General features: G+C 68.5%; 25 protein-coding genes and 1 pseudogene. 17 read left to right on the top strand and 9 right to left on the bottom strand.

From position 1 onward, the window contains the following. Nucleotides 1–894 (bottom strand): oxidoreductase, encoded by an 894-nt coding sequence (locus ACIBB8_RS23555; RefSeq protein WP_398955108.1) that lies wholly within the window; start codon nt 892–894, stop codon nt 1–3. Nucleotides 895–1,064: 170 nt separating this feature from the next. On the opposite strand from ACIBB8_RS23555, the gene ACIBB8_RS23550 reads away from it, so the two are divergent. Continuing rightward, nucleotides 1,065–1,961 carry a LysR family transcriptional regulator gene (locus tag ACIBB8_RS23550; RefSeq protein WP_398955105.1) on the top strand — a complete coding sequence of 299 codons (897 nt, stop codon included), beginning with the start codon at nt 1,065–1,067 and terminating at the stop codon, nt 1,959–1,961. Nucleotides 1,962–2,295: 334 nt separating this feature from the next. Here the strand turns inward: ACIBB8_RS23550 and ACIBB8_RS23545 are convergent, their stop codons facing one another. Together ACIBB8_RS23545 and ACIBB8_RS23540 are read right to left on the bottom strand one after the other, a co-directional pair. Then, nucleotides 2,296–2,736, bottom strand: a complete 441-nt coding sequence (locus tag ACIBB8_RS23545; RefSeq protein ID WP_398955103.1) for a hypothetical protein — start codon at nt 2,734–2,736, stop codon at nt 2,296–2,298. A gap of 274 nt (nt 2,737–3,010) precedes the next feature. Beyond that, on the bottom strand, nt 3,011–3,454 hold the full coding sequence (locus ACIBB8_RS23540; protein ID WP_398955101.1) for a hypothetical protein: 444 nt from the start codon (nt 3,452–3,454) through the stop codon (nt 3,011–3,013). 336 nt (nt 3,455–3,790) lie between these two features. Here ACIBB8_RS23540 and ACIBB8_RS23535 point away from each other — a divergent pair, with 336 nt between their 5' ends. Both ACIBB8_RS23535 and ACIBB8_RS23530 read left to right on the top strand, forming a co-directional pair. Continuing rightward, complete coding sequence (locus tag ACIBB8_RS23535) at nt 3,791–4,375, top strand: RNA polymerase sigma factor (protein ID WP_398955099.1); 585 nt, start codon at nt 3,791–3,793, stop codon at nt 4,373–4,375. After that, nucleotides 4,368–5,069: a hypothetical protein gene (locus tag ACIBB8_RS23530; RefSeq protein WP_398955097.1), complete on the top strand. Its 702-nt coding sequence runs from the start codon at nt 4,368–4,370 to the stop codon at nt 5,067–5,069. The genes ACIBB8_RS23535 and ACIBB8_RS23530 overlap by 8 nt, the downstream gene beginning before the upstream one ends. Before the next feature lie 8 nt (nt 5,070–5,077). On the opposite strand, the gene ACIBB8_RS23525 is transcribed toward ACIBB8_RS23530, so the two are convergent. Both ACIBB8_RS23525 and ACIBB8_RS23520 read right to left on the bottom strand, forming a co-directional pair. Next, nucleotides 5,078–5,512, bottom strand: a complete 435-nt coding sequence (locus tag ACIBB8_RS23525) for a CBS domain-containing protein (RefSeq protein ID WP_366134840.1) — start codon at nt 5,510–5,512, stop codon at nt 5,078–5,080. Between the two features lie 214 nt (nt 5,513–5,726). Continuing rightward, nucleotides 5,727–6,026, bottom strand: a complete 300-nt coding sequence (locus ACIBB8_RS23520; RefSeq protein ID WP_398955230.1) for a hypothetical protein — start codon at nt 6,024–6,026, stop codon at nt 5,727–5,729. Nucleotides 6,027–6,752: 726 nt separating this feature from the next. Between ACIBB8_RS23520 and ACIBB8_RS23515 the strand changes: the two genes are divergently transcribed. From ACIBB8_RS23515 to ACIBB8_RS23490, 6 genes are read left to right on the top strand one after another with little or no spacing between them, the layout of a single operon-like run. Beyond that, nucleotides 6,753–7,490, top strand: a complete 738-nt coding sequence (locus ACIBB8_RS23515) for a DUF1684 domain-containing protein (RefSeq protein WP_398955094.1) — start codon at nt 6,753–6,755, stop codon at nt 7,488–7,490. A gap of 45 nt (nt 7,491–7,535) precedes the next feature. Beyond that, nucleotides 7,536–9,053, top strand: a complete 1,518-nt coding sequence (locus tag ACIBB8_RS23510) for an ABC transporter substrate-binding protein (RefSeq protein WP_398955092.1) — start codon at nt 7,536–7,538, stop codon at nt 9,051–9,053. Then, nucleotides 9,053–10,018 (top strand): ABC transporter permease, encoded by a 966-nt coding sequence (locus ACIBB8_RS23505; protein ID WP_398955090.1) that lies wholly within the window; start codon nt 9,053–9,055, stop codon nt 10,016–10,018. Before ACIBB8_RS23510 ends, ACIBB8_RS23505 begins: the two co-directional genes overlap by 1 nt. Continuing rightward, nucleotides 10,015–10,842 (top strand): ABC transporter permease, encoded by an 828-nt coding sequence (locus ACIBB8_RS23500; RefSeq protein WP_398955088.1) that lies wholly within the window; start codon nt 10,015–10,017, stop codon nt 10,840–10,842. Before ACIBB8_RS23505 ends, ACIBB8_RS23500 begins: the two co-directional genes overlap by 4 nt. Continuing rightward, nucleotides 10,839–11,636: an ATP-binding cassette domain-containing protein gene (locus ACIBB8_RS23495; protein ID WP_398955085.1), complete on the top strand. Its 798-nt coding sequence runs from the start codon at nt 10,839–10,841 to the stop codon at nt 11,634–11,636. The genes ACIBB8_RS23500 and ACIBB8_RS23495 overlap by 4 nt, the downstream gene beginning before the upstream one ends. Further along, nucleotides 11,636–12,400: an ABC transporter ATP-binding protein gene (locus ACIBB8_RS23490; RefSeq protein WP_398955083.1), complete on the top strand. Its 765-nt coding sequence runs from the start codon at nt 11,636–11,638 to the stop codon at nt 12,398–12,400. Before ACIBB8_RS23495 ends, ACIBB8_RS23490 begins: the two co-directional genes overlap by 1 nt. Nucleotides 12,401–12,744: 344 nt before the next feature. Here ACIBB8_RS23490 and ACIBB8_RS23485 read toward each other — a convergent pair whose 3' ends face one another. Then, nucleotides 12,745–13,443 carry a response regulator gene (locus ACIBB8_RS23485; protein WP_366691960.1) on the bottom strand — a complete coding sequence of 233 codons (699 nt, stop codon included), beginning with the start codon at nt 13,441–13,443 and terminating at the stop codon, nt 12,745–12,747. Further along, a complete protein-coding gene (locus tag ACIBB8_RS23480; protein WP_398955081.1) occupies nt 13,440–15,038 on the bottom strand; it encodes an ATP-binding protein in 1,599 nt (532 codons plus the stop codon). The genes ACIBB8_RS23485 and ACIBB8_RS23480 overlap by 4 nt, the downstream gene beginning before the upstream one ends. Nucleotides 15,039–15,256: 218 nt before the next feature. Here ACIBB8_RS23480 and ACIBB8_RS23475 point away from each other — a divergent pair, with 218 nt between their 5' ends. From ACIBB8_RS23475 to ACIBB8_RS23450, 6 genes are all read left to right on the top strand, one after another. Continuing rightward, complete coding sequence (locus ACIBB8_RS23475) at nt 15,257–16,072, top strand: ABC transporter ATP-binding protein (protein WP_366134830.1); 816 nt, start codon at nt 15,257–15,259, stop codon at nt 16,070–16,072. Continuing rightward, nucleotides 16,062–16,925 (top strand): ABC transporter permease, encoded by an 864-nt coding sequence (locus tag ACIBB8_RS23470; RefSeq protein ID WP_398955078.1) that lies wholly within the window; start codon nt 16,062–16,064, stop codon nt 16,923–16,925. The genes ACIBB8_RS23475 and ACIBB8_RS23470 overlap by 11 nt, the downstream gene beginning before the upstream one ends. Before the next feature lie 45 nt (nt 16,926–16,970). Next, nucleotides 16,971–18,008: an ABC transporter substrate-binding protein gene (locus ACIBB8_RS23465; RefSeq protein WP_398955076.1), complete on the top strand. Its 1,038-nt coding sequence runs from the start codon at nt 16,971–16,973 to the stop codon at nt 18,006–18,008. 346 nt (nt 18,009–18,354) lie between these two features. Further along, on the top strand, nt 18,355–18,819 hold the full coding sequence (locus ACIBB8_RS23460; RefSeq protein WP_398955074.1) for a hypothetical protein: 465 nt from the start codon (nt 18,355–18,357) through the stop codon (nt 18,817–18,819). A gap of 84 nt (nt 18,820–18,903) precedes the next feature. After that, a complete protein-coding gene (locus tag ACIBB8_RS23455) occupies nt 18,904–19,413 on the top strand; it encodes a DUF664 domain-containing protein (RefSeq protein WP_398955072.1) in 510 nt (169 codons plus the stop codon). A gap of 294 nt (nt 19,414–19,707) precedes the next feature. Next, on the top strand, nt 19,708–19,947 hold the full coding sequence (locus tag ACIBB8_RS23450; RefSeq protein ID WP_398955070.1) for a DUF6296 family protein: 240 nt from the start codon (nt 19,708–19,710) through the stop codon (nt 19,945–19,947). 1,062 nt (nt 19,948–21,009) lie between these two features. Here the strand turns inward: ACIBB8_RS23450 and ACIBB8_RS23445 are convergent. Then, nucleotides 21,010–21,201 (bottom strand): DUF6381 family protein, encoded by a 192-nt coding sequence (locus ACIBB8_RS23445; RefSeq protein ID WP_398955068.1) that lies wholly within the window; start codon nt 21,199–21,201, stop codon nt 21,010–21,012. 140 nt (nt 21,202–21,341) lie between these two features. Here ACIBB8_RS23445 and ACIBB8_RS23440 point away from each other — a divergent pair, with 140 nt between their 5' ends. Both ACIBB8_RS23440 and ACIBB8_RS23435 read left to right on the top strand, forming a co-directional pair. Then, complete coding sequence (locus ACIBB8_RS23440; protein WP_398955066.1) at nt 21,342–22,037, top strand: ribonuclease H; 696 nt, start codon at nt 21,342–21,344, stop codon at nt 22,035–22,037. A 133-nt stretch (nt 22,038–22,170) separates the two neighbouring features. Then, nucleotides 22,171–22,708: pseudogene (locus ACIBB8_RS23435) on the top strand (hypothetical protein). Here ACIBB8_RS23435 and ACIBB8_RS23430 read toward each other — a convergent pair. Next, a complete protein-coding gene (locus ACIBB8_RS23430) occupies nt 22,674–23,123 on the bottom strand; it encodes an adenylyltransferase/cytidyltransferase family protein (protein WP_266989053.1) in 450 nt (149 codons plus the stop codon). The pseudogene ACIBB8_RS23435 and the gene ACIBB8_RS23430 sit on opposite strands and share 35 nt — an antisense overlap. Nucleotides 23,124–23,656 lie beyond the last annotated feature (533 nt).

The raw sequence follows: 23,656 nt of genomic DNA, 5'->3' as shown, positions 1-23,656 counted from the left end.
TCACACCTCGTCGAAGTCGGTGCCCCGGCTGACCGCCTCCCAGGCGGCCGCCTCCTCGCTGGCGGACTTCAGCTGGCCGGCGATGGCATCGGCGGCGTCGTTGCCGAGGGCCAGCCGCAGCGGGGCCTGCTCGGCGGCCAACGCGGTCAGGATCGCCGCGGCGGCCTTCTCGGGGTCCCCCGGCTGCTTGCCGTCGCTGTCGGGGAGCCCGGCGCGGACCGGACCGACCGTCTCCTCGTACGCGTCCAGGGGCGCCGACTGCTGCAGCGCACCGCCACCGGCGAACCCGGTCCGGAACGCCCCAGGCTCCACGATCAGCACCTTGATCCCGTGCGGGGCGACTTCCAGGGCCAGCGCCTCGGACAGCCCCTCCAGGGCGAACTTGGTGGCCGAGTAGGCGCTGACGCCGGGGAAGGAGAACCGGCCGCCCATGCTGCTCATCTGCACGACGGCGCCCGAGCCCTGGCGGCGCATGTGCGGGAGTACGGCGCGGGTGAGCGCGGCGGGGCCGAAGAAGTGCAGGTCCATCAGGTCGCGGAGTTCGCGGTCGGTGGTCTCCTCGACGGCGCCGATCAGTCCGCGGCCGGCGTTGTTGACCAGTACGTCTATCCGCCCGTACCAGAGGATCGCTTCGGCGACGACGGCGGTGATGCGGGCCGGGTCGGTGACGTCGAGGGAGACGGGGACGACGCGGCCGGGGTGCGCGGCGGCGAGTTCGTCGAGGGATTCGGGGCGGCGGGCGGCGGCCACCACGGTGTCGCCGGCGGCGAGGGCCGCCCGCGTGATCGCCTGCCCGAAACCGGAGCTGGCGCCGGTGATCAGCCAGACCTTGCCGGTTGCGGAGCGGGTGGGGGTGGCGGCGCGGGCAGCAGCGGTGCGGGCGTTGTCGCTCATGGGGATCTCCAGCGTGGTTCGGGAAGCCGACCGGGCGTCGGCCGGCGAACACGGCCGAGGTGGTGTCCCGGCGTGCGTCTCCATTACGGCCGCCGCCCGGCCCCGCCGTCCAAGACAGAGATCAACACGACCCATAAAGAGCGTTTATCGCCGCTGTTTATGCTCTCCCCATGGAGCTACGGCAGTTGAACTATCTCGTGGCGATCGCCGAGGAGGGGAACCTCGGTCGGGCGGCGGCGCGGCTCTACGTGAGCCAGCCGGCCCTGTCGTACGCGCTGCGGAAGCTGGAGACGGAACTCGGCGTCCCCCTCTTCGAGCGGCACCCCGGCGGCGTGACCCAGACCCCTGCCGGGCGCGATGTGGTGGCCGAGGCGCGCCGGACCGTACGCCAGGCGGACCGCGTCCTCGCCGCGGCGGAACGCCACCGGTGCCAGGAGAAGGCGGTGCTTCGGGTCGGCTTCGAGGCAAGCGGCGCGGGTGAGTTGACCACCCGGGCCCGGGCCGAGTTCGCCCGCCGCAATCCGGACGTCCGCGTGGAACCGAAGCGCTTCGACTGGGGCCAGGAGGCGGCCGCCCTGCGCGACGGCCGGGTGGACGTCGCCTTCGTCTGGCTGCCCGCGGACCTCACCGACCTGCACGCCGAGGTGGTCCACACCGAACCCCGGGTCGTCGGCCTGCCCGTCGGGCACCCGCTGGCGGGGTGTACGGGCATCGGCATCCTGGATGTCAAGGACGAGCCGCTGCTGTGGACGGAGCGGGCGCCGCGCGACTGGGTCGACTGGTGGGCGGTGAACCCCCGACCGGACGGCTCCGCACCGCACTGGGGTCCGAAGAACGACAACGTCGAGGAAATGCTGGAGCAGGTCGCCGAGGGCGCCGCGGTCTGCTTCGCCCCGGCGAGCATGGCCCTGTACTACGCCCGCCCCGACCTGTCCTGGGTCCCGCTCACCGACGTCGAACCCCTGAGGGTCGCCCTGGCCTGGTGCGAGGGCGAGAGCAGCCCCCTCGTACGGGGTTTCGCCGAGGTAGTACGCGAACTCGCCGCCGCTTTGCCGGGGTCGTGGTAGTAACGGCCGCGAAAACAACGGATGTCGCTGACCTGGGACGATGTCGCGCGGAGCGCGGTGTCGTCCGGAGAGCACGCCGTACGTGCTCTGGCTGGACGGAGTGACCGGCCCCGCCCTCTCCGTCTCCCCACCCGCTCGGAAGGTTCTCTCCTGAGCCGTCGATGCGTCGTAAAGGTCTTGCGCCCCGACCACCGCCACGAGGAGCAGTTGCGAGAGCCGCTGCTGCGAGAGGGCTGTTGGCTCCGGAGAGGGGGCACGCCGATGAAACGGGAAGGCGCCCCTCGGGGCGTGTCCGAGAGGCGCCCGGGCAGATGGCCGGTCAGGGGATGGGGCGTCAGTTCCAGAGCCGGTATGTCACGACTCTGGGCATCTCCGCGGGCCTGCTGTCGGTGAAGACGAGGCGGAGCTGGGTGTAGTGCCGTTGGTGAGGACTCTTATTCAGCGGCTCCGGGCGGTCGAGCCTGACGGTCACGGGGTAGGGGTGGAACGTGCCCGCGGCGCAGTACGGCTGGCAGTCGTTCACAACGTTGAGCCCGCGGCCCGCGGCGAAATTCGGTTTCCAGTCCGACCACCGGAGTGCGGTGAGGATGCTGTTGCCATCCCCGCAGGCGATCAAGAAGTCGTTCGGGCGTACTTGAGGATGCGAGAAGCAGTCGACGATCACCACGTCGGCGGGTGATCGTGTCCCTGTGGAAGCAGATGCCGGTGCGACCGCTGTTGCGAGCGATGCCGCGGCACAGATCAATACCGCTGCCTTCAGCTTGTGTCTCTGCATGTCCGCTCCCAGCCGTCTCTCTCCGAGCTCATCTGGCCTATCTGTACCGCCTGGTCCGTCCCGGGGTGCGATCCGCGACTTCGGAGCAGACACTGGACGGCGCTGCCGTCCCCTTCTCAACGGTTGTTCCGGTATCGACGCTACGACCGGGTTCAGGGGCGCACCACCCGCACAGGTAACAACTTCGCAAAGCGGCAGAAATGTATACATCTGTGCATGGGTGAGGGGAGTCTGTGAAGGCGACGGAGGTGACGAAACGGGGCCGTGTCCCCGTTTACGGCAACCGCACCGGCGGAGCCTTCATACCGGGAGTTCTTCGGGGCCGCAGATCCGCAACCCGCGCGGCGCCGCCCTCCTTGAACCAGGCCAGAAAGGTGAGAACGAAGATGCCCTCCACCACCAGGGACAGGGCGCCGTAGGGCGGCTCCCAGCCGGCTTCGCGATAGTCCGGCAACCCGACGGTGCGGGACAGCAGGAATCCGATGATCATGCCGACGCTGGTAGCTGCCCCGATCAGCCAGACGCCGAGCGGTTGCCTCTGAAGGACGAGCCCTGCGGCGACGCCGAGCATCACCACGCTGCCGACCAGGAACAGGATGCCGATGTAGGGCATCTCCGTCAGGTGGGAAGGGACCAGCGAGAGATGGATCACCGCGTTGGCCAGGGCGCAGGACGCTGCGGTCCCGCGCAGTGCGAGATGGGTCGTGCGAGACGTCATCACGACTCCAGGGGTCCGAGGCGGCCGACGCCGCCGTGCTTCTGACAGGGGCTGCGGACCGGGGGCCCGCCAGGGCGCTTCCGGTGCCCGCCGAGCCTTCCGGTCCTGGAACCGGTCGGCCACTGTCGTTCGTAAGAGCGTGCCTTTGATACCTACGGTGCTGCCGGGCCAAGGGTTCATGATCGACCCGGTCCGGGTCCGGGTGGACCGAGTGGCGCGTTCGCGCCAGGAGGCCCCGGTACATGGACCGCGACGCGGGTTCTGTCCCAGCTCTTCGGCAGCGTCGAGGGCGGCCGGGCGGAGGCAATCCCTGGGGGCTCGTGTTACGTAGGGAGTATGCGCAGGATTGGCATTCCCCTGGAGCGGGTGCCCGACGAAGCGCTGCTGGCCGGTCTCATGACCGGCGATCCCGAGATCGCCGTGGCCTTCGTTCGGCGGTTCCAGCGCCGGGTCTTCGGCGTGGCCGTCGCTGTGGTCGGAGACATCCAGCTCGCCGAGGACATCGCTCAGCAGACCTTTGAGCGCGCCTGCCGGCACGCTCAGGTCTATGACCCGCGCCGGGGATCGGTGCCCACCTGGCTGGCGGCCATCGCGCATAACCTTGCGATCGACGCCGTACGTGCCCGCAAGGCCACTCCAGTCGACCCCACAGACCTGGAGAACATGATGGAGACGGTCACCAGCACGCCGGAGCGGCAGGCGCTCTCCGCCGAAGCCGCAGCGGAACTGCGTCGAGCGGTTGCCGCGCTGCCGCGCGATCAGGCACGTGCTCTGGTGATGGCCGGCATCTACGGGATGACGGCTCAGCAGGTCGCCGATTTCGAGAAGATCCCGCTCGGTACCGCCAAGACCCGGATCAGGGCAGCCATGGGCAAGCTCCGCGCGTCCCTCGCAACCAGGCAGGCGGACCACGATGACTGACACTCGCGGATTCACCTGTGAGCAGCTCCGGGCGATCGGTGCGGAGCTGGCGCTCGGCGTTCTGCCCGCCAAGGAGCGGGCCGGGGCGATGGACCACCTGGAGCACTGTCCCGCCTGCCGCGAATACGTCCACGAGCTGGTGGCCACGGCGGACGCACTGCTGGACCTTGTCCCGGGGAGCGAACCGCCGGTCGGCTTCGAGGACAGAGTGATCGACCGGCTGGGGCTGCCCTCCGGGCGACGACCGCTCCGGCGCGTACGGTGGCGGCGCTTCGCCCTCGCTGCGGCGGCAGTCGCGGCGGGCCTTGCCCTGGGTGGTGGCGGTTGGGTGCTCGGCGCATCCGTCGGACGTCCGGCCCCGGTCGCGCCGATCGTCTCTCCGGTGCAGCATCAGCTGCTCACCGCGCGACTCGCCCACGGGGGCGAGTCGCGCGGACGGGTCTTCCTGTACACCGGAGCGTCGCCCTGGCTGTACATGACGGTGGACGCCGAAGGGCACTCCGGCACCGTCCGGTGCGAGGTGCAGCGGGCCGACGGCTCCACCGCCCAGGCCGGTTCCTTCGCCCTCAGCAAGGAGGGCTACGGTGCCTGGGGCGCGCCCTTCCCCGCCGGCACGGCGCCGGTCACCAGCGTCCGCCTGCTCACCGCTGACGGCTCCGTGCTGGCCGACGCCGCCTTCGGGCAGTCCTACTGACCGGAGGTCTAAGCGGTCGCGTACACGCGGCTCGCGAACTCGGCGATCTGCTCGTCGCTCAGGTTCTTCGCGAGATTGGCCTCTGTGATCATGCCGACCAGGCGGTGGCCGCCCTGGACATCGATCACCGGCAGCCGCTTGATCTGATGTTCCTCCATGGTCGTCAGGACCTCGGAGGCATCTGCTTCGGCATCGATCCAGTGGACCTTGGCGCTGAGGGAACCGGCCTGCACGGTCGCTGGGTCGACTCCCTCCGCGCAGCACGTGATGACGATGTCACGGTCGGTGATCAAGCCGGTGAGCCTGTTGTTGTCGCCGCAGATGGGCAGGCAGCCGACGTTGAGATCGCGCATCATTGTCGCCACATCGAGCAGCGACTGGTGCGCGCCGACGCACTGCACGCCACTGGACATGATGTCTCGCGCTCGCAGCTTGGCAGCCATGATTTCCTCCGTCCTCGACAGCGTTGCCCCTCCGTCTTCGATCACAACACGAATGGCTCAGCGTCGCTCCCCGGACGTGTCGGAGAAGGAGTGGATCCCGAATCGGCCGCGACAGGGCACGGATCCGGGCGCTCGTGCAGCCCTTCATGGGCCGTCGCCCGTGAGTGTCGGCCCGGCGACTGTGCGGCGCGGTCGACATCCGGGCCGCTGAACGCTATGGCTCCACGTGGCCGAACCCCACCTCGAAGCGCTCGACCGAGACAATCCGCTGGCCTTCCCTGTGGGCGACTTCCTCGCGGAGCCGGGTGGCCCGGCCCTCGCTGGCCTGCATGGCCTGCAGGTCATCCCACAGCGTCAGGGACGTGGCCTTCCCGGAGGCTCGGTCGACGAGGTAGTACACGCCTCGGAAGCCGGAATCCTTTCGGATCTGCTCGAGAATCGCTTCCCAGTTCGCGGTCAGGTTTCCCTCCGCGGGAATCGGTGAACCCTGATAGGTGCTCAGCCTCGCGAACATGGCTGCCACCCCTTTCCTGGCAGGCTGCCGGTCGAGGGGACAGGCAGCCTCAGCACCAGCGTGCTCCGGCAGGCCGCACGCCGCATGCCGAGCAACGCTGCCATGCGTCCACCGGCCCGGCCGGCGATTCGCGCGGTGCAAGACGTGCGCCCGGCTGCGAACCGATGGTGACGGCATACCTGACGCCCTCGAAAGGCGTGTCTCCCTGGCGGGGACCGCCTCTCGTTGTGCTCATACCCTTGTGCCTGCGTTTCCGGCCCACACGAGAGCCGCACGCGCCGAGCACCGCTCCTGCCTCCAAGGAGTTCCGCAGCAAGCTTCTTGATGGTAAGTCAGGTGTATGTGTGATCCACGTCGGCGGGGGCGCCGGGCGGAGGTGACGTCGCACCCGGCCGCGCCGCAGGGGATGGCGGGCCCCGGCCGCACGGGCGAGGGGGCGACGGAGGGCGGCCGGCCTGTTCGGCGTCGGCGAGGGCGGGGCTCCGGTCACCCTCGGTGTGCGCGCGCTGTCGATTCGGTCGGCCGGGGGCCGACTGCGACATCGGCAGCGGGTCGGATGCAATGCCCGCCTGTCGATGGCCGGGCCGACCTGCGACTCCCGCCCCGGTCTCACTATGCAGTCAGACTTGACATTAGCTCGCCTTATGGAAGATAAAGAAGGTCCTTTGGGCTGAACTTCACGCAGTGTGACATTCGACGTGTGGCAGCCAGTGATCGTCTACGTGAATGAGTAAAGCCGTGTCCCACGCCGCCGTCCCGGATCAGCCGATCGACCCCGCCGCGGACTGGGAGGCATGGCGCGCCGAGCGGCGCCGCTCGGTCACTTCGCCCGCGGGGAACCTCGCTCTCGTCGAGACCCGCTGGGCCCCTGCCGGTGAGCGCCCCGACCTCGATGCGGCCCGTGCCGGACAGTCGGAGACGGTGACGGTGACCACGGTCGAGCGCACCGACTTCGTCACCGGTGAACCGGAGCACGGTCTGCGCTTCTGGGACGCGCAGTCGCCCGCGATCCAGAACTTCGATCACACCGATGTCTTCCCGTACGACCCGGCCTGGGTGCTGGAGGCCTCGTACACCCCGGTGCCCGGTGCCCGGCGGGTCGGGTTCGAGCACATCCGGGACAACGGCGGCACCCGTGACCTCGCCGTGCCCGGAGACATCGTGCTCACCCTGGACGGCCGGGACTACACGCTGAGCGCCTTCGACGACGACGGCACCCTGCTGCTCGTCTTCGGTGACCCCACCAACGGCGACACCACCTACGGCGCCGGGCGCTTCCTCTTCATCACCCACGTCGGCGAAGGCCGTGTCCTTCTCGACTTCAACCGCGCCTTCGTCCCGCCCTGCGGATTCTCCGACCAGTACAACTGTCCGATGCCGCCGCGGCAGAACCGTTTCCACCTGCCCGTCGAGGCCGGCGAGAAGCGCCCCGTCTTCCGCGACGGCTTCCTCGCGCAGCACTGATCTCCCTCGCACTCCCGCCTCGCAGCACGAAAGCGCGTACTCCTGATGAGCATCAAGAAGACCTCCCTGTACGGCGGCGCCACCGCCGCTGCCCTCGCCCTGACCCTCACCGCCTGCGGCGGGGGCTCCAACGGGGGCGGCGCCGCCGGAGGGGCGCACGACAAGAACGCCACGGTCAACATCGGTTCGCTCTACGAGCCGCAGAATCTCGACAACACCGCGGGCGGCGGTCAGGGCGTCACCGAGGCGCTCAACGGCAATGTGTACGAAGGTTTGTTCAAGCTCACCGACGACGGCAAGGTCGAGAACCTGCTTGCCCAGGACTACAAGGTCAGCGACGACGGACTCACGTACACCTTCACCCTCCGCGACGGCGTGAAATTCCACAGCGGAAAGAAGCTCACCAGCCAGGACGTCAAGTACAGCCTGGAGAAGGTGATCGCCAAGGACTCGCAGTCCGCGCGCAAGAGCAATCTCGAGGTCATCAAGTCCTTCGAGACGCCGGACGCGCGCACGGTGAAGGTCCACCTGTCGAAGAAGTCGATCTCCTTCGTCTACAACCTCTCCTACGTGTGGATCATCAACTCCGCGGCGGAGGGCCTCAAGACGAGCGAGGACGGCACCGGCCCGTACCGTCTGGACAAGTGGACCCACGGCTCCGCTCTCAGCCTCGACCGGTTCGCCGGCTACTGGGGCGAAGCTGCCAAGAACAAGCAGGTCGTCTTCCACTACTACAAGGACGCGACCGCTCTGAACAACGCGCTCCTGACCAACGCCGTGGACGTCGTCACGAGCGAGCAGTCGCCCGACGCCCTCGACCAGTTCAAGAACAATCAGAACTACAAGGTCAGCGACGGCAATTCGACGACCAAGCTGCTCCTCGCCTTCAACGACAAGGCCAAGCCGTTCACGGACGTCAAGGTCCGCCAGGCCGTCTCCGCCGCCATCGACGACAAGAAGCTCCTGGAGTCGGTCTGGGGCGGCTACGGCAAGCTCATCGGCTCGATGGTGCCGCCCACCGACCCCTGGTACGAGGACCTCACCAAGGTCAACGGCTACGACACCGCGCGCGCCAAGAAGCTGCTCGCCGAGGCCGGATACCAGAACGGCTTCACCTTCACCCTCGACACCCCGAACTACGACCCGCACCCGACCGCGGCGACCTTCATCAAGTCGCAGCTCGCCAAGGTCGGCATCACTGTCAAGATCAACACGATCACGCCGGACGAGTGGTACACGAAGGTCTACAAGAACCACGACTTCACGGCCACCCTCCAGGAACACGTCAACGACCGCGACCTGGTCTGGTACGGCAACCCCGACTTCTACTGGGGCTACGACAACAAGCAGGTCACGAAGTGGGTCGAACAGGCCGAGCAGGCCTCCGGCACGGCTGAGCAGACCGAGCTGCTGAAGAAGGTCAACCGCCAGACCGCCGAGGACGCGGCCAGCGACTGGCTGTACCTGTACCCGCAGATCGTCGTGGCGAACAGCAAGCTCTCGGGGTACCCGGTCAACGGTCTCAACTCGCAGTTCTTCGCCTACGACATCGAGAAGGGCTGATGGCGCGGTATCTCCTGCGCCGTCTCGCCTTCCTGCTGGTGTCGCTGGCGCTTGCGAGCGTGGTCCTGTTCGTGCTGCTGCGGATGCTGCCGGGCGACCCCGCCAACGCGCTCACCTCGGTGGGCGCCAGCCCCGAACAGATAGCGGCGGCGCGGCACTCCATCGGCTCCGACAAGCCGCTTCCCGAACAGTTCGTCCACTGGATCGGGCAGTTGGCGACCGGTGACCTCGGTACGTCGTTCGTCAGCTCGCTGCCGGTCGCGCCCGAGGTCGGCTCGCGGCTGAACGTCACCATCCCGCTCACCCTCGCCGCGTTCGTCCTGGCAGTCCTCATCGCCGTCCCGGTCGGCTTCGTGGCTGCGCACCGGCGCGGGACCTGGTACGGAGCGCTGCTCAACGGAGTCTCCCAACTGGGCATCGCCGTGCCCGTGTTCTGGCTCGGGATGATTCTCATCGCCGTGTTCGCCCTGAACGCCGGCTGGCTTCCCGCAGGAGGCTTCCCGCAGGACGGCTGGTCGCAGCCGGCCGAGGCGATCCGTTCACTCGCCCTGCCCGTCATCACCATCGCACTCGTGATGAGCGCCTCACTGATCCGGTACGTCAGGTCGGCCACGCTCGACGTACTGGACAGCGACTATCTGCGTACCGCGCGAGCGCTGGGCTCGTCGTTCGGGCAGGCCATGTGGCGGCACGGGCTGCGCAACGCCTCGGTACCGGTGATTTCGATCCTCGGTATCGAGCTGGCGTCCACACTGCTGGGCGCGGTCGTCGTGGAGTCGGTGTACGCGCTTCCCGGCCTCGGCTCCCTGCTCGCGACCGGCATCGCACAGCACGACTATCCGGTGATCCAGGGCGTGCTGTTCGTCTCCACGCTCGCGGTGCTGATCATCGGCTTCGCGGCCGACTTCGTGCAGCGGATCATCGACCCGCGGCTGCGGGGCAGGCTTTCGGGAGGTACCCGATGAAGCGGTCGACGAAGCGCTCGTACACCTTGAGCGTCGGATGCGTACTGGCCGGCCTGATCGCTCTGCTTGCGCTGGTCTCGGCCTTCTGGGTCCCGTACGCCGCCGACGACACGTCCGGCGGACGGCTCACGGGCCCCGGTGCGGGACATCTGCTGGGGACCGACAAGCTCGGCCGCGATCTGTTCACCCAGCTGATGACCGGCTCCCGGGTCGCCTTCGAGGCGGGCCTGGGCTCGGTCCTCATCGCGGCCGCGGTCGGCGTCACGCTGGGGATGCTGGCGGCGTTCGCCCAGGGCTGGCTGGACGACACGCTCTCCGCGTTCCTCGACATCCTGATCGCCTTCCCGACGTTGCTGCTGGCGATGCTCATCGTCGCCGCCCACTCGGCCACACTGGGGTCGGCCGTGCTGGCGATCGGTCTCGCGCAGAGCGCGGTCGTGGGACGGCTCGTGCGGATCCTGGTCAAGCGAGTGCTGGCGCAGGACTACATCACGGCCGCGCGCACGTCCGGCACCTCGTGGCCGCGGATCGTGGCCGGGCATGTGCTGCCCAACATCTGGCCGACGCTCGTGGTGAACCTGGCCCTCCAGTTCGGGCTCGCGGTGCTGGCCGAGGCCGGCTTGTCCTACCTGGGTCTGGGGGCACCGCCGCCCAACGCCTCGTGGGGCCGCATGCTTCAGGAGGCGCAGGCCACCTTCACCACGGCCCCGGCCGGCGCGCTCGCCCCCGGCATCCTGCTCGTCCTGCTCGTCATCGGCGTGAACCTTATCGCCGACGGACTGCGCGACACCCTCGACCCGGCGGCCCGACGGAGGCGCGCATGAACATCCTCGACGTGCGCGACCTCGGGATCCGTACGGCAGACGGGCGCACGCTCGTCGACGGCCTCTCGCTGACCATCGCACCCGGCGAACGACTCGGCCTCATCGGAGAGTCGGGCTCCGGGAAGTCGCTGACCACCCTCGCCGTTCTCGGCCTGCTGCCCGACGGCATGACGGCCACCGGCAGTGTCGAACTCGCCGGCACCCAGATCGTGGGCGCGAACGAGAAGCAGCTCACGGGCGTACGCGGCAGGGACGCCGCCATCGTCTTCCAGGAGCCGCTCACCGCACTCGATCCGCTGATGCGTGTCGGCAGGCAGATCGCCGAACCGCTGGGCAGAAGGCGAGGGCTGAGGGGCGCCGAGCTGAAGCGGGCTGTCGTCGACGCGCTGGAGCAGGTGCGGCTGCCCGCGCCGGACCGCATCGCCCGCGCCTTCCCGCACGAAATCTCCGGCGGGCAGCGGCAGCGCGTCGCGCTCGCCATGGCACTGGCATGCGACCCGAAGCTGCTCATCGCGGACGAGCCGACGACCGCGCTCGACGTCACCGTGCAGTCCGACATGCTCGACCTGCTCGACACCCTCGTACGGGAGCGGGGCATGGCCGTTCTCTTCGTCAGCCACGACCTCGCAGTCGTCTCCAAGGTCACCGATCGCGTCGTGGTGATGAAGGACGGCCGCGCCGTGGAGGAGGGCGACGTCCGCACCATCGTGCGGGAGCCGCGTGAGGAGTACACCAAGGCGCTTGTGGCGAGCGCGCGGCAGCTGGAATCGGCTCTTGACCTGAGGAACGCGTGATGACGCCCGTACTGGAACTGAACGGAGCCTCGTTCGCCTACCGGGGACACACCGCGCCCGTCGTCGAGGACATCTCCTTCACCGTCGAGACCGGGCACAGCCTTGCCCTCGTCGGTGAATCGGGAGCGGGCAAGACGACTCTGCTGCGGCTGCTGCTCGGGCTCGCCCGGGCGACCTCCGGCACCGTCCGGTTCGACGGCGACGATCTGAAACTGCGCGACCGTGAGCAGATGCGGCGTTTCCGGCGCAGTGTGCAGTGTGTCTTCCAGGATCCGTACTCGTCGCTGGACCCGCGTCGGCGCGTCGGCAGCATCGTGTCCGAACCACTGCGTTCCCTCGGTATCGACAGCCGGAGCACGGCCGCGCCCAAAGTGGCCGCAGCCCTGGAACGGGTCGGACTTCCGGCCGACGCCGCCGAGCGCTATCCGCACGAGTTCTCCGGCGGCCAGCGCCAGCGCATCGCGATCGCCCGCGCGACCGTGTGCGACCCACGGGTGCTGCTCGCCGACGAACCCGTCAGCGCACTCGACGTCACGACCCGGGTCAAGGTCGTCGACCTGCTGAACGAGTTGAAGCAGGAGCAGGGCCTGACTCTCGTCATGGTCTCCCACGACCTGTCGGTAGTGGCCTCGCTGTGCGAACGCACCGCCGTGCTGGAGAGCGGCCGCATTGTTGAACAGGGCGACACCGGACAGGTGCTGGGCGCTCCCGCGCACCCGTACACACGTCGCCTGGTCGACAGCGTGCCGCGCCTGCCCGTGTGACCGGTGGGCTCGATCACCAGTGCCGTGACCGGCAGTGTGTGTCCCGTGCGGAGCGTCGTTTGGTGCGTGCGATCGCAAGGCGGCCGGACGACCTGGGGCGGGGTCTCCCCTGCTCGAACGGAGCTGCGAGCTTGGGGAAGGAGCTACCAGGGCTTGTGGTCAACCCGGCGAGCGGGCGTGCCGGGCGGCGCATCGGGGCAAAGCTTGCCGGGAGGGGCGCTGGGTTCCGATACCGCCTCCGCTGACCGCCGGCGGCCGTCGGTCCGTCCGGCCTGATCTCCGTCGGCACCGCCACCGACCCGAGCGACGCTGATGGCACCGTATGCCTCAGCGCCGCATGGTCCTCAGCTCGCTCTGGCCCACGCGTAGCGGTGTTCCGGCCGGCCGGTGTCGCCGTACTTGAGACTGAGTCTGATGCGACCCGCACTCTCCAGATACTTGAGGTATCGCTGGGCCGTGGAACGGCTCAATCCGGCGCGGACAGCGACCTCGTGTGCCGACAGCGGTTCGTCGGCTGCCGACAGAACGTGGCGGATGACGTCGGCGGTGGGCGCGGAGTGCCCCTTGGGCAGGCCGGCTGCGGCAGCGGCCTGCGGAGTGCGAAGCGCCCCGAAGATCTGGTCGACCTGCTCCTGCCCGGCCTCGCCCCGGCCGCTGCCCACGCCTGCGAGAGTGCGGCGCAGGGCGGCGTAGCTCTCCAGCTTGGACTTCAGACCGCCGAAGCTGAAGGGCTTGACCAGGTACTGCAGGGCGCCGTAGCGCATGGCGGTCTGCACAGTCGTGACATCCCGAGCGGCCGTCACCATGATCACGTCTGCCGTGTGGCCGCGCTGGCGAAGTCGCCGTACGAGCGTCAGTCCCGTCTCGTCCGGAAGATAGTGATCGAGCAGTATGAGGTCGACATGTTCGCGCTCCAGCACGGACAGTGCCTGGGCGGCGGTGTGCGCGCGAGAGACGACGCGGAAACCGGGCACCTTGGCCACGTACGCCGAGTTGATCTCGGCCACACGGAAGTCGTCGTCCACCACGAGGACGTCGATCATTGAAACTCTCCCACTTCGGTCAGCTGCCGGACGGCGAGTGTCTCGGGCAGGACGACGGTGAAGACCGCGCCACCGCCGGCCCGGGCACTGACGCGGGCCGCGCCGCCGTAACGCTCCGCGAGACGGCGTACCAGTGCCAGGCCGAGCCCACGGCCCCGATGCGCGGGGGACTCCTTGGTGGACCAGCCCTCGGTGAAAATCTCTTCGCGCAGATCGGGCGCTACGCCAGGGCCGTTGTCGCTGACCCGCAGGACCGCTGTGGTGCCCTCCGCGAAGAGCTCGACTTCGATGACGGAAGCGACGTCCAGTGCGTTGTCGATCAGGTTGCCCAGGACGGTCACCAGATCACGCGGGTCCACCACCACGTCGGGGAGCAGGGTGCCGGGGGAGATGCGCAACGATGCGCCGCGCTCTGCCGCGATGGCCGACTTGCCTACCAGCAGGGCGGACAGCAGGGGGTCATTGACGCGTTCCGCGACCTGCTCCGCCGACGCACGCTGACCATGGGCCACCTCCGCGACGAACTCCATCGCCGCGTCGTGTCTCCCGAGTTCCAGCAGCCCGAGCAGGGTGTGGAGCCGGTTGGCATGCTCGTGGTCCTGGGCGCGGAGCGCGTCGAGAAGGCCGTGCGTGGAGTCCAGCTCGCGGCCGAGCAACTCCAGTTCGGTGCGGTCACGCAGGGTGACCACAGCCCCGCCGTCACCGGTCGGCATGCGGTTGGCGATCAGCACGCGTCCCCTGCAGACGGTGAGCAGGTCCGCGCCGTCGACCTGCCCGGCCAGCACCTCCGCCGCACGGCCTGGGGGCAGCACCTCGCCCAGCGCACGTCCGACGGCGTCCTGGGTCAGCTCCAGCAGACGCTGCGCCTCGTCGTTCAGCAGACGGATCCGCCCCCGGGCATCGAGAGCGAGAACGGCCTCGCGGATGCTGTGCAGCATGGCCTCGCGCTCGTCCAGCAGCGCCGAGATGTCGGCGAAGGCCAGCCCGTGCGTGCTGCGCTGCAGGCGTCGCGAGACGGCCAGGGCAGCAAGCACACCTGCGGCGAGCGCAGCCCCCGCGTAGAGCAGAAGCCCGGGAATGGTTCCGAGCAGCCGCTCGCGGACGCTGTCGTAGGCCATGCCCACCGAGACGGCACCGACGATGGTCCCGTGCCTGTCGCGGAGGGGGACCTTCGCGCGCGCGGAGCGGCCCAGGGTTCCGTTGTCGATCTGCATGATTTCCCGGCCGGCCAGGGCCGTGCTGGGATCGGTGGAGACGTGCTTGCCGATCTGTCGGGTGTCGGTGTGCGACCAGCGGACCCCGCGGGTGTCCATGACCACGATGTAGAGCGCACCGGTGGCCCGCCGGATCCGCTCTGCCTCGGCCTGTACCGGACCGCTGGGGCTGGGGTCGGTGCTCGTCAGGTGGTGCACCAGCCCGGGTTCGGCGGCAGTGGTCTGGGCGATGGACAGGGCCTGACGCATCGCCTGGTCGTCCAGCTGGTGGCTGAGCGGGGCAAGGGAGAGCCCGGTGACGAGCATGACCACCCCGGTCGTGATGGCCACCTGTGTGAGCAGGACCTGCGCGAAGACACGGCGGGGCCAGTGAATCCGCATGCGTTCGCCCTCTGCCCTTCCGCCAGTTCGGAACCCGAAGCTCCGTTTTGCCTTGTGTGAACGCAACGTAAACGTCGCTGCCGCCTCTGACTAGCCCTCGTAGCGCTTTCGTTCTGTGAGCGTGAGCAGAACGAGCAGAACCGCGGGTTATGGGCAGAAGCCGGAGTTGTGAGCGCAAGGGTGCCGCCGTGCCCTGGACGCGCCTAGCGTCCCGCCCCATGAACAGCAAAACGAGCCCCGCCATCGAGCTGCGGGGGGCGAGCAAAGCGTTCCGGACTCCGTCGGGGGCGCTCCACACCGCCGTACGAGATCTGGACCTCACGATCGGGCGCGGTGAGTTCGTTGCCGTGGTGGGACCCACCGGCTGCGGCAAATCGACCACACTGACCCTGGTCAGCGGCCTGGAGGAGCCCACCGAGGGCGAGGTGCTGGTGGCCGGTGAACCGGTGCGCGGCATCGGCGACAAGGTCGGCTTCGTCTTCCAGCAGGATGCGGTCTTCCCCTGGCGCACCGTGCTCTCCAACGTGATGGCAGGTCCCCGCTTCCGGGGCGTGCCGAAGCCCGAAGCGAAGGAACGCGCCCGGGAGTGGCTCGCCCGGGTCGGCCTGTCCTCCTTCGAGGACCGCTATCCCCACCAGCTGTCCGGGGGACAGCGCAAGCGTGTCGCGCTCGCGGCCACCTTCGTCAACGATCCCGAGATCCTGCTCATGGACGAGCCCTTCTCCGCACTTGATGTGCAGACCCGGGCCCTGATGTCGGACGAACTGCTGGAGTTGTGGGCCGGGACCGGCGCCTCCGTCGTCTTCGTCACCCATGACCTGGAGGAGTCCATAGCGCTGGCCGACAAAGTCGTGGTCATGACCGCGGGACCGGCCACCGTCAAGGAGGTCTTCGAGATCGACCTGCCCCGCCCGCGCAAGGTCGAACAGGTGCGTCTGGAGCCCCGGTTCCTCGAGATCTACCGGGAGATCTGGTCCTCGCTCGGCGAAGAGGTTCGCATCACCCGCGAGAGGGGTGCTCTCCATGTCGCCTGATTCCATCACCGCGAGCGCAGCCGTGACCAAGACCGAGCGGACCCAGGCCAGAGCGCGGGCCAGCCGCAACCGCAGGTTCCTGGTGCTCGGCAGCCGGATCGCACTGCTCTTCGCGGTCATCGGGTTGTGGGAGTGGCTCGCCCGGACCGCGGTCATCGACCCGTTCAACTTCTCCATGCCGTCGAAGATCTGGGACCAGATCCGCACCTGGGTCGTCGACGGCACCGCCCAGGGCTCCTTGTGGGAGCAGATCTGGTACACGCTCTACGAAGCGCTGCTCGGCTGGGTCATCGGTGTGTTCGCCGGTGTGCTGCTCGGTATCGCGCTGGGCCGGATCCGCTTCGCCGCCGATGTCCTGGGCCCGTACATCAAGGTGCTCAACGCCCTGCCGCGCATCGTGCTCGCCCCGATCTTTCTGATCTGGTTCGGCCTCGGCCCCGCCTCGAAGGTGGCCTCCGCGGTCGTCCTCGTGTTCTTCCCCGTCTTCTTCAACGCCTTCCAGGGCGCCAGGGAGGTGGACCGCAACCTCGTCGCCAATTCCCGCATCCTGGGGGCCAGCAACCGCCAGGTCACCTTCCAGGTGGTCATCCCCTCGGCCACGTCCTGGATCTTCACCAGCCTGCACGTGAGCTTCGGCTTCGCGCTCATCGGCGCCATCGTCGGCGAGTACATCGGTGCCACCAAGGGGCTCGGGCTGCTGGTCGCCGCTTCCCAGGGCACCTTCAACGCCGCCGGTGTGTACGCCGCCATGGTCATCCTGGCGATCGTCGCGCTGCTGGCCGAAGGGTTGTTGACCTTCCTCGAGAAGCGGCTCTTCCGCTGGAAACCCGCTGACGCCGGCACCACACGCTGACACCGCCCGCCATCCCGTTTACTTCTTCACAAGGACGTGAAACCGATGCGTAGATACACCCGGATCTCGGCCGCCGCCGTCGCAGGCGCACTCGCCCTGACCACTCTGACCGCATGTGGCGGGGACTCCACTTCCGCCTCCGGCGACAAGAACGTCAAGGTCAAGATCATGGTGGGAGGTCTCGACAAGGTCATCTACCTGCCCGCGATGCTCACCGAGCGCCTGGGCTACTTCAAGGACGAAGGGGTTTCGGTCCAGCTTCTGACCGAGCCCGCGGGTGTCCAGGCCGAGACGGCCCTGGTCTCCGGTGATGTGCAGGGCACCGTCGGCTTCTACGACCACACCCTCGACCTTCAGGTGAAGGGCAAGCAGGTCGAGTCGGTCGTCCAGTTCTCACAGGCTCCCGGCGAAGTCGAGATCGTGTCCAACCAGGCGGCGGGCGACATCACGTCGGCGAAGGACTTCAAGGGCAAGAAGCTCGGAGTGACGGGCATCGGCTCCTCGACCGACTTCCTGACGAAGTACCTCGCCGTCAGCAGCGGTGTTGAGACAAGTCAGTTCACACCCGTCGCGGTGGGAGCGGGGCAGACCTTCATCTCCGCCCTCCAGCAAGGCTCCATCCAGGGCGGTATGACCACCGACCCGACCGTCGCCACCATCCTGGACAAGAAGCTCGGCAAGATTCTCATCGACATGCGGACCCCGGAAGGCTCCAAGCAGGCGCTCGGCGGTCTCTACCCCTCCTCCAGCCTCTACATGCAGACCGAGTGGGTGAACAGCCACAAGGAAACCGTCCAGAAGCTGGCCAACGCCTTCGTCAAGACGCTGAAGTGGATGTCTACGCACAGCGCCGACGAAATCGCGGCCAAGATGCCCGCCGACTACGCGCAGGGCGGCGGCACGGCTCTCTACGCGCAGGCCATCAAGAGCACGCTGCCCATGTTCACCACGGACGGTGTCATGCCCGCGGACGGCCCCGCCACCGTCGAGCGCGTGCTGAAGTCCTTCAATCCGAACCTGAAGAACGCCAAGGTCGACCTCGACAAGACTTACACCACCGAGTTCGTCAAGAACGCGGGCTGACCGCACGCGTCGATCGCGCCTGCGCACGGGCGGGCCGGCTCGCCGGTCAGTCCCGGTGCGCAGGCGCCTCCGGCTCACGCGACGGCCTGACTGACGCACCCACTGGTCGGCGGAGGCCCCGCACTCGAACGACTCGCCTCGGCGGACACGCCGTTCCCCCGGGGGGTTCCGCTTTCCTGCGAACGGCGGAACGCGCGGCACACGGCCGAAGCGAGACCGATGGGCGCCAGGGCAGAGGCGGCACGCGTGATCCAGCACCGAGAGGCGGGACCTCTCCGCGAGGCGCCTTTGCCGCCTTCTGGCTAAGGTCGACGAGGGGCCGAGTAGCTGATCGACGGAGACTCCCATGATCATGAAAGTTGAAACACGCGATGTGGCCCCGCGCCTTGCCACTGGCGCGTTCATCCTGAACTCAGGGTTGAGCAAACTGAAAGCGGACGAGGAGACGGCCGCGGGCGTGCACGGCACGGCCTGCTTGGCATACCCGTTCCTGAAGAAGTTGGACGCACAGCGCTTCACCCGGCTGCTCGCCTGGTCGGAGATCGCGGTCGGCGGAACACTGCTTGCTCCCTTCGTTCCGACCCCAGTGGCCGGGCTTGCCCTGACCGGGTTCTCCGGCGGGCTGGTCGGCCTGTACCTCCGGATCCCCGGAATGCGGGAGCCCGGCAGTCTGCGACCTACGCAGAACGGCATCCCGCTGGCCAAGGACTCCTGGATGCTGGGGATGGGGATCGGCTTCCTGGGCGCGGCTTCACGCTGGGGAGGCGGGGGCACGACCCGGCGTCGGCGGCGCCGGTGCGGACGGCACTGACGGGACGACCGGCGACGGACCGGCGGTGCTCATCGACGCGTGTCGATGGCAGGGTCCGGGTGCGGGAGCGGCGATGGTGGTCGCATGAAAAGCGCGGACCTTTTGGCGGATGCGTTCACACGAGTCCAGGAATCGGTGCACTCGGCGGTCGAGGGTCTTTCCGCCGACGACCTGCACGTGCGGCTCGACGAGGGCGCAAACTCGATCGCATGGCTGGTGTGGCACCTCACCCGGATTCAGGACGACCATGTCTCGGACGCGTTCGATGTGGAGCAGGTCTGGTTCTGCCAGGACTGGGCTGCCCGATTCGACCTGCCTTTCGAGAAGGGAGCCACCGGGTACGGGCACAGCAGTGAACAGGTCGCGTCGGTGCAGGTGGGTTCGCCCGAACTGCTGCTCGGCTACCACGACGCGGTCCACGAGCGGAGCGTCGACTTCGTCCGTGGGCTGAACGCCAGGTCCCTGGAACGCGTCGTGGATGAGGCCTGGTCGCCGCCGGTCACCTTGGGTGTCCGGCTGATCAGCGTCATCGCAGACGACCTGCAGCATGTCGGCCAGGCCGCATTCGTGCGGGGCTCGCTCGAGCGTCGGTAGAACCGGACAGGTACGGGACGGCTGCCCAGGTGTCCTGGACCGTGCGCCCGGCCGACCGTCATGGTGACGGGTGCGGTGTGGGCCCACGCGCCGCCGGCGGCCGCCGTGCCGGCGGCCTGTGAAACCGCCCCTTCGCCGGCATCCATCACCGGCGGCAAGGCACTCCAGGGCTCAGCGGCAGGCCGACTCCTCGACCGCGACGGAACCGTCCTGAGGCACGTCGCCTAGCTCTGGGCGACAATGGAAGACGCAGCCAGGGCACTCGCAGCCGCCGATTCTGGTCCGGAGCCACCCATGGATTACCCGGAATGTTATGAGCTGGTATTTCAGGCGTCCGCCGTCGAGGACGACACCGTGATCGTTCGGCGCACCGCAAAAGAGGGGGCCGGCGGCTACCCCATCTACGAGGACGAGACGGGAATCGTCCGCGCGGAGATCAGCGAACTCGGTGAGGTACGGATGGTGGCCAGCGGCGGACACCAGGTGTTCGGAACCCCGCAGGTCCGCGCGGTCACCGAGCACACCGAGCCCTGAGGAGACCGCGCGGCCTCGACTGCCCCGTGGCAGGGGGCGGGCTGCCGTCCGCCATTCGGCAGCGAACCGGCCCGTCGCGAACGGCTCCGCCGGATCACTGTGCGTGACAGGTGTGCAGTGGTGATCCGTCGCATGAGGGCGAGGTGCTGTGGGTGAAGCGCAACCGCCCCGATCCCGACAGCGCCATCCCAGCCGCGGTCGAGCGACCGTCGACCGGTTTCCGTGACCGCCGCCTTGACGAACCGCCGGTCGCCTTCTTCGAGCGTCCGCTCCTCGGTGGGGAGCCAGTTGCTTGCACATCTGCGGCGTTGCCAAAACGGCCTGATAGCTCCGCTATGAGGCCGCTTCGGCGCCTTGCAGTTGCACGCACCAGACGCCGCTCGCTGATCCGGCCAAGATCTTCAGCACCCTCCTAGCCCGTAAGGTCGGTGGCGTACCTCCACGGAACCGAGTTCCGTGCCGCCCTCGGAGTCCTGTCAGCGGATCGCGTCGTACTCGCCGGGCAGCATGTCGACCTCGCTGGTTCCCGAAGTGATGCAAAGACGTTGCTGACGTCCTGTCACATACTCCTAGAAAAAAGGGAGTTCGCTCGCGAGTTGTCCATTTGCATATGGCGCATCGGGCCGCCGGGCGGGTCGATGGACGCCCGCGCAGGTCGCCGGAGTTCGGGCGTTCTTCGTGGTCGGGGCACCCAGGAAGGGGTGTGCCCACTGGATGTACTCCAGTACGACGTCGCCGTCACCGGGGAAGGTGTCGTAGGCGTGAACCGTGTGCCGGAGCCGGAACGCCTCGTCCGGTGCGTGGTGTTCGCGGTCTGCGCGATTCTCGGACTGATCGCGGTCCCGATGGCGTCCGGGACGGACCGGCTCAACTGGATCATCCCCGTCGCCCTGCTGGTTCTGGCGGTCCGCTTCACCCGGTGCTGCCCGGAGTATGTGAAGCAAAGCGCGGCCACGGCACGTGTCGGGGTCCAAATCGTGGCCGAACGGAAGCGAGGCCGATGGCCTGCCACTCACTCATGGAAGAGCGGCAGACCGCCGACCGTTCACGTGGTGCGGCTGCTTACTTGGACCGGCGTGTGTCGCCCGAGCCCAGGTTGCCGAGCTGCTCGCTCTGCTCCTGCAGCTTCCGCGCCTTCTCCTGGAGCCGCTGACGCTGCTCCGGGTCGGTCGCGCGCTCGGCGGCCTCGGTCAGATGCCGGGCCTTGTCGCGCATCTCCTGGGCGCGGCCACTGGTTTCGCCTGCAACGCTCATCGTCACTCCTAGGACGGTAGGGAAGAGCGGGCTCATTCAGAGAACCAGCGTCCGGCTGTCACCGCATTCCGAACCGTTACGCTGCGTTACCGTCCGCCGATGGGGCCGTGGACCGGATCGGCGCTGGCATGATCGAGGGTATGAACGAGCGCATCATCGCCGCGTGTGACGGGGCATCGAAGGGGAATCCGGGGCCTGCGGCCTGGGCATGGGTCGTGGCCGATGCGCAGGGGACTCCGCAGCGTTGGGAGGCGGGGCCGCTGGGCACCGCGACCAACAACGTCGCCGAGCTCACCGCACTCCAGTCGCTGCTGGAGGCCACGGATCCGGCCGTGGAGACCGAGATCAGGATGGACTCGCAGTACGCGATGAACGCGGTGACGAAGTGGCTGCCGGGGTGGAAGCGCAACGGCTGGAAGACTTCGGCCGGCAAGCCCGTGGCCAACCAGGAGCTGGTGGTCCGCATCGACGATCTGCTGAGCGGCCGGACCGTCCGCTTTGTCTATGTGCCGGCCCATCAGGTGGGTGGGGATCCGCTCAACGCCCTTGCCGACCAAGCGGCCAGCGAGGCCGCCGTGACGCAGCAGGCGGCTGGTACGGTGCACGGCTCCCCGACGCCGGCGCCCGCACCCGCCAGGGCGTCCCAGAGCCGAAGCGGCGGCGCGGCGGCGAAGAAGAAGACGGCGAGCTCGGGACGCTCCGCGCGAACCGGAGGCACCATCCGGGCCAAGTTCGCCGGGCGTTGCCACTGCGGAAAGCCGTACGCGGCGAAGGACATGATCGCGAAGAATCCGAACGGATGGGGCCACCCGGAATGCAGGTCCGCGCCCGCCTGAGCCGACAGCCTGCCGGGCCGGGACCGGGGGAGTGCTCAGCTGACAGAGGTTCTCCGTGCCATGATGCGGCTCCGACCGCAGCGCTCTCGGTGTTCCGTCGGCGCTGCGGGAACGGCTGGACGCTGGGGGGCGGATGGGATCCACGGGCACGGTGCTGCGCGAATTGCGCGGCGCGCAGAAGACCGCAAAAGGTGTGTCGCTCTACTCGCGGTATGTCAACCGCCCGGCCGGGCGGTTGCTTGCCGCGGGTGCCTACCGGATCGGGCTCACGCCCAATCAAGTCACCTTGGTCAGTGCGGTCTTCACTTTTACCGCAGTTGCCTCGGTGGCGCTGGTCCGGCCCTCCTGGGGGCTCGCCTTCGCCGTGTATGCGGGGCTGGCCGTCGGCTTCGCCTTCGACTCGGCCGACGGGCAGCTCGCCCGGCTGACCGGACGCGGCGGCCTTCCGCCCCGCACCGGCCGGCCGTGCCACGGCCCCGGTGTCCCGGGTGCGGGCCGTGGCACTGCTCCCCGCCGACTACGGGGTGTTCTGCCTGGTGTTCCTGCTGTACGGCGACGGGACCGCGTTCCGTATCGGCTACGCCGCACTCGCCGTCGTGCACGCGCTGTTCCTCGTGGCGTTCCTCGTCAAGTGGTTCAGGGAGCTGAAAGCGCTCCGGGCTGAGGACTGACGAGGGTGTCCAGCGCCCGGCGCAGCTGGGTGCTGGACGTGTGCACGGTGTACGGGAAGTAGACCACTTCCACACCGACCTCGGCGAAGTCGCGCTCGAGCCGTTCCCCCTTTTCCGTGCCCCGCCAGTCGTCCCCCTTGAAAATGACGTCGAACCTGACCTGCTGCCACGTCTCGACCTTGTCGGGAACGGTCTCGACGAACGCCGCGTCCACATAGCGCACGCTGCGGACGATCTCCAGCCGTTCCGGCAGCGGGATCACCGGCCTGTGGCCCTTGGCGAGCGCGGCCATCTCGTCCGAGACGACCCCAGCCACGAGGTAGTCGCACTGGCTGCGGGCATGTCGCAGGATGTTCAGGTGCCCTACGTGGAACAGGTCGTAGACCCCCGGCGCGTAGCCGACCCTGTGCACCATCCGTTCTCTCCCCCCACGGTGAACATGATGTCCGTGTTCCGGTCGCAGGTGTCCGGACATGGCATCCGGTCCTGCGGGATATCGGTATCCGTGCTGATGGTGCAATGACCTTACTGTGAAGACCACTTGCGGATCACGTGAACGGAAAAGCTCACTTTTGGGGTTTTTCCCTCGGGGGCACAGAGGCTGTACCGGGGGGTCTGGCGGACTGCCGAGAGCCGCGCCGGGGTGTTGGTGCACCGGCGCGGTCGCTTCGAGCGCACCGCACCGGAAGTCCGGCAGGCGCCGCGTCAGCGGGGGCCGGCCGGGGCCGGACGGCCAGGACGGCCAGGACGGCCGCAGTGGACCCGAGGGCTCTCAACACACCGGCGACCCCGCCGAAACCCTCGGGCTGCGCATTTTCGACACCTCCGCAGGGCACAGGTGAGAGCACGCACCGGGGTCGCCAGCTCCGTCGCGGACCAAGGGGTGGCGGCCCTCACCAATATCCTGGTGCTGGTGGCGGCCGCCCGGCTCTCCACCGTCGCCGACTT

The organism is Streptomyces sp. NPDC051286, assembly GCF_044455345.1.
Classification (GTDB): Bacteria; Actinomycetota; Actinomycetes; order Streptomycetales; family Streptomycetaceae; genus Streptomyces.
Note: the sequence above shows the minus strand (reverse complement) of the source record. Positions and strands in the feature narration are given on the sequence as shown.

Coding starts and splice junctions, on each gene's coding strand:
- ACIBB8_RS23500 (WP_398955088.1), top strand. CDS start 10,015: ATGAAGCGGTCGACGAAGCGCTCGTACACCTTGAGCGTCGGATGCGTA.
- ACIBB8_RS23550 (WP_398955105.1), top strand. CDS start 1,065: ATGGAGCTACGGCAGTTGAACTATCTCGTGGCGATCGCCGAGGAGGGG.
- ACIBB8_RS23455 (WP_398955072.1), top strand. CDS start 18,904: ATGAAAAGCGCGGACCTTTTGGCGGATGCGTTCACACGAGTCCAGGAA.
- ACIBB8_RS23510 (WP_398955092.1), top strand. CDS start 7,536: ATGAGCATCAAGAAGACCTCCCTGTACGGCGGCGCCACCGCCGCTGCC.
- ACIBB8_RS23460 (WP_398955074.1), top strand. CDS start 18,355: ATGATCATGAAAGTTGAAACACGCGATGTGGCCCCGCGCCTTGCCACT.
- ACIBB8_RS23530 (WP_398955097.1), top strand. CDS start 4,368: ATGACTGACACTCGCGGATTCACCTGTGAGCAGCTCCGGGCGATCGGT.
- ACIBB8_RS23450 (WP_398955070.1), top strand. CDS start 19,708: ATGGATTACCCGGAATGTTATGAGCTGGTATTTCAGGCGTCCGCCGTC.
- ACIBB8_RS23470 (WP_398955078.1), top strand. CDS start 16,062: ATGTCGCCTGATTCCATCACCGCGAGCGCAGCCGTGACCAAGACCGAG.
- ACIBB8_RS23485 (WP_366691960.1), bottom strand. CDS start 13,443: ATGATCGACGTCCTCGTGGTGGACGACGACTTCCGTGTGGCCGAGATC.
- ACIBB8_RS23475 (WP_366134830.1), top strand. CDS start 15,257: ATGAACAGCAAAACGAGCCCCGCCATCGAGCTGCGGGGGGCGAGCAAA.
- ACIBB8_RS23440 (WP_398955066.1), top strand. CDS start 21,342: ATGAACGAGCGCATCATCGCCGCGTGTGACGGGGCATCGAAGGGGAAT.
- ACIBB8_RS23545 (WP_398955103.1), bottom strand. CDS start 2,736: ATGCAGAGACACAAGCTGAAGGCAGCGGTATTGATCTGTGCCGCGGCA.
- ACIBB8_RS23505 (WP_398955090.1), top strand. CDS start 9,053: ATGGCGCGGTATCTCCTGCGCCGTCTCGCCTTCCTGCTGGTGTCGCTG.
- ACIBB8_RS23515 (WP_398955094.1), top strand. CDS start 6,753: ATGAGTAAAGCCGTGTCCCACGCCGCCGTCCCGGATCAGCCGATCGAC.
- ACIBB8_RS23520 (WP_398955230.1), bottom strand. CDS start 6,026: ATGTTCGCGAGGCTGAGCACCTATCAGGGTTCACCGATTCCCGCGGAG.
- ACIBB8_RS23525 (WP_366134840.1), bottom strand. CDS start 5,512: ATGGCTGCCAAGCTGCGAGCGCGAGACATCATGTCCAGTGGCGTGCAG.
- ACIBB8_RS23540 (WP_398955101.1), bottom strand. CDS start 3,454: ATGACGTCTCGCACGACCCATCTCGCACTGCGCGGGACCGCAGCGTCC.
- ACIBB8_RS23495 (WP_398955085.1), top strand. CDS start 10,839: ATGAACATCCTCGACGTGCGCGACCTCGGGATCCGTACGGCAGACGGG.
- ACIBB8_RS23430 (WP_266989053.1), bottom strand. CDS start 23,123: ATGGTGCACAGGGTCGGCTACGCGCCGGGGGTCTACGACCTGTTCCAC.
- ACIBB8_RS23490 (WP_398955083.1), top strand. CDS start 11,636: ATGACGCCCGTACTGGAACTGAACGGAGCCTCGTTCGCCTACCGGGGA.
- ACIBB8_RS23465 (WP_398955076.1), top strand. CDS start 16,971: ATGCGTAGATACACCCGGATCTCGGCCGCCGCCGTCGCAGGCGCACTC.
- ACIBB8_RS23445 (WP_398955068.1), bottom strand. CDS start 21,201: ATGAGCGTTGCAGGCGAAACCAGTGGCCGCGCCCAGGAGATGCGCGAC.
- ACIBB8_RS23535 (WP_398955099.1), top strand. CDS start 3,791: ATGCGCAGGATTGGCATTCCCCTGGAGCGGGTGCCCGACGAAGCGCTG.
- ACIBB8_RS23555 (WP_398955108.1), bottom strand. CDS start 894: ATGAGCGACAACGCCCGCACCGCTGCTGCCCGCGCCGCCACCCCCACC.
- ACIBB8_RS23480 (WP_398955081.1), bottom strand. CDS start 15,038: ATGCGGATTCACTGGCCCCGCCGTGTCTTCGCGCAGGTCCTGCTCACA.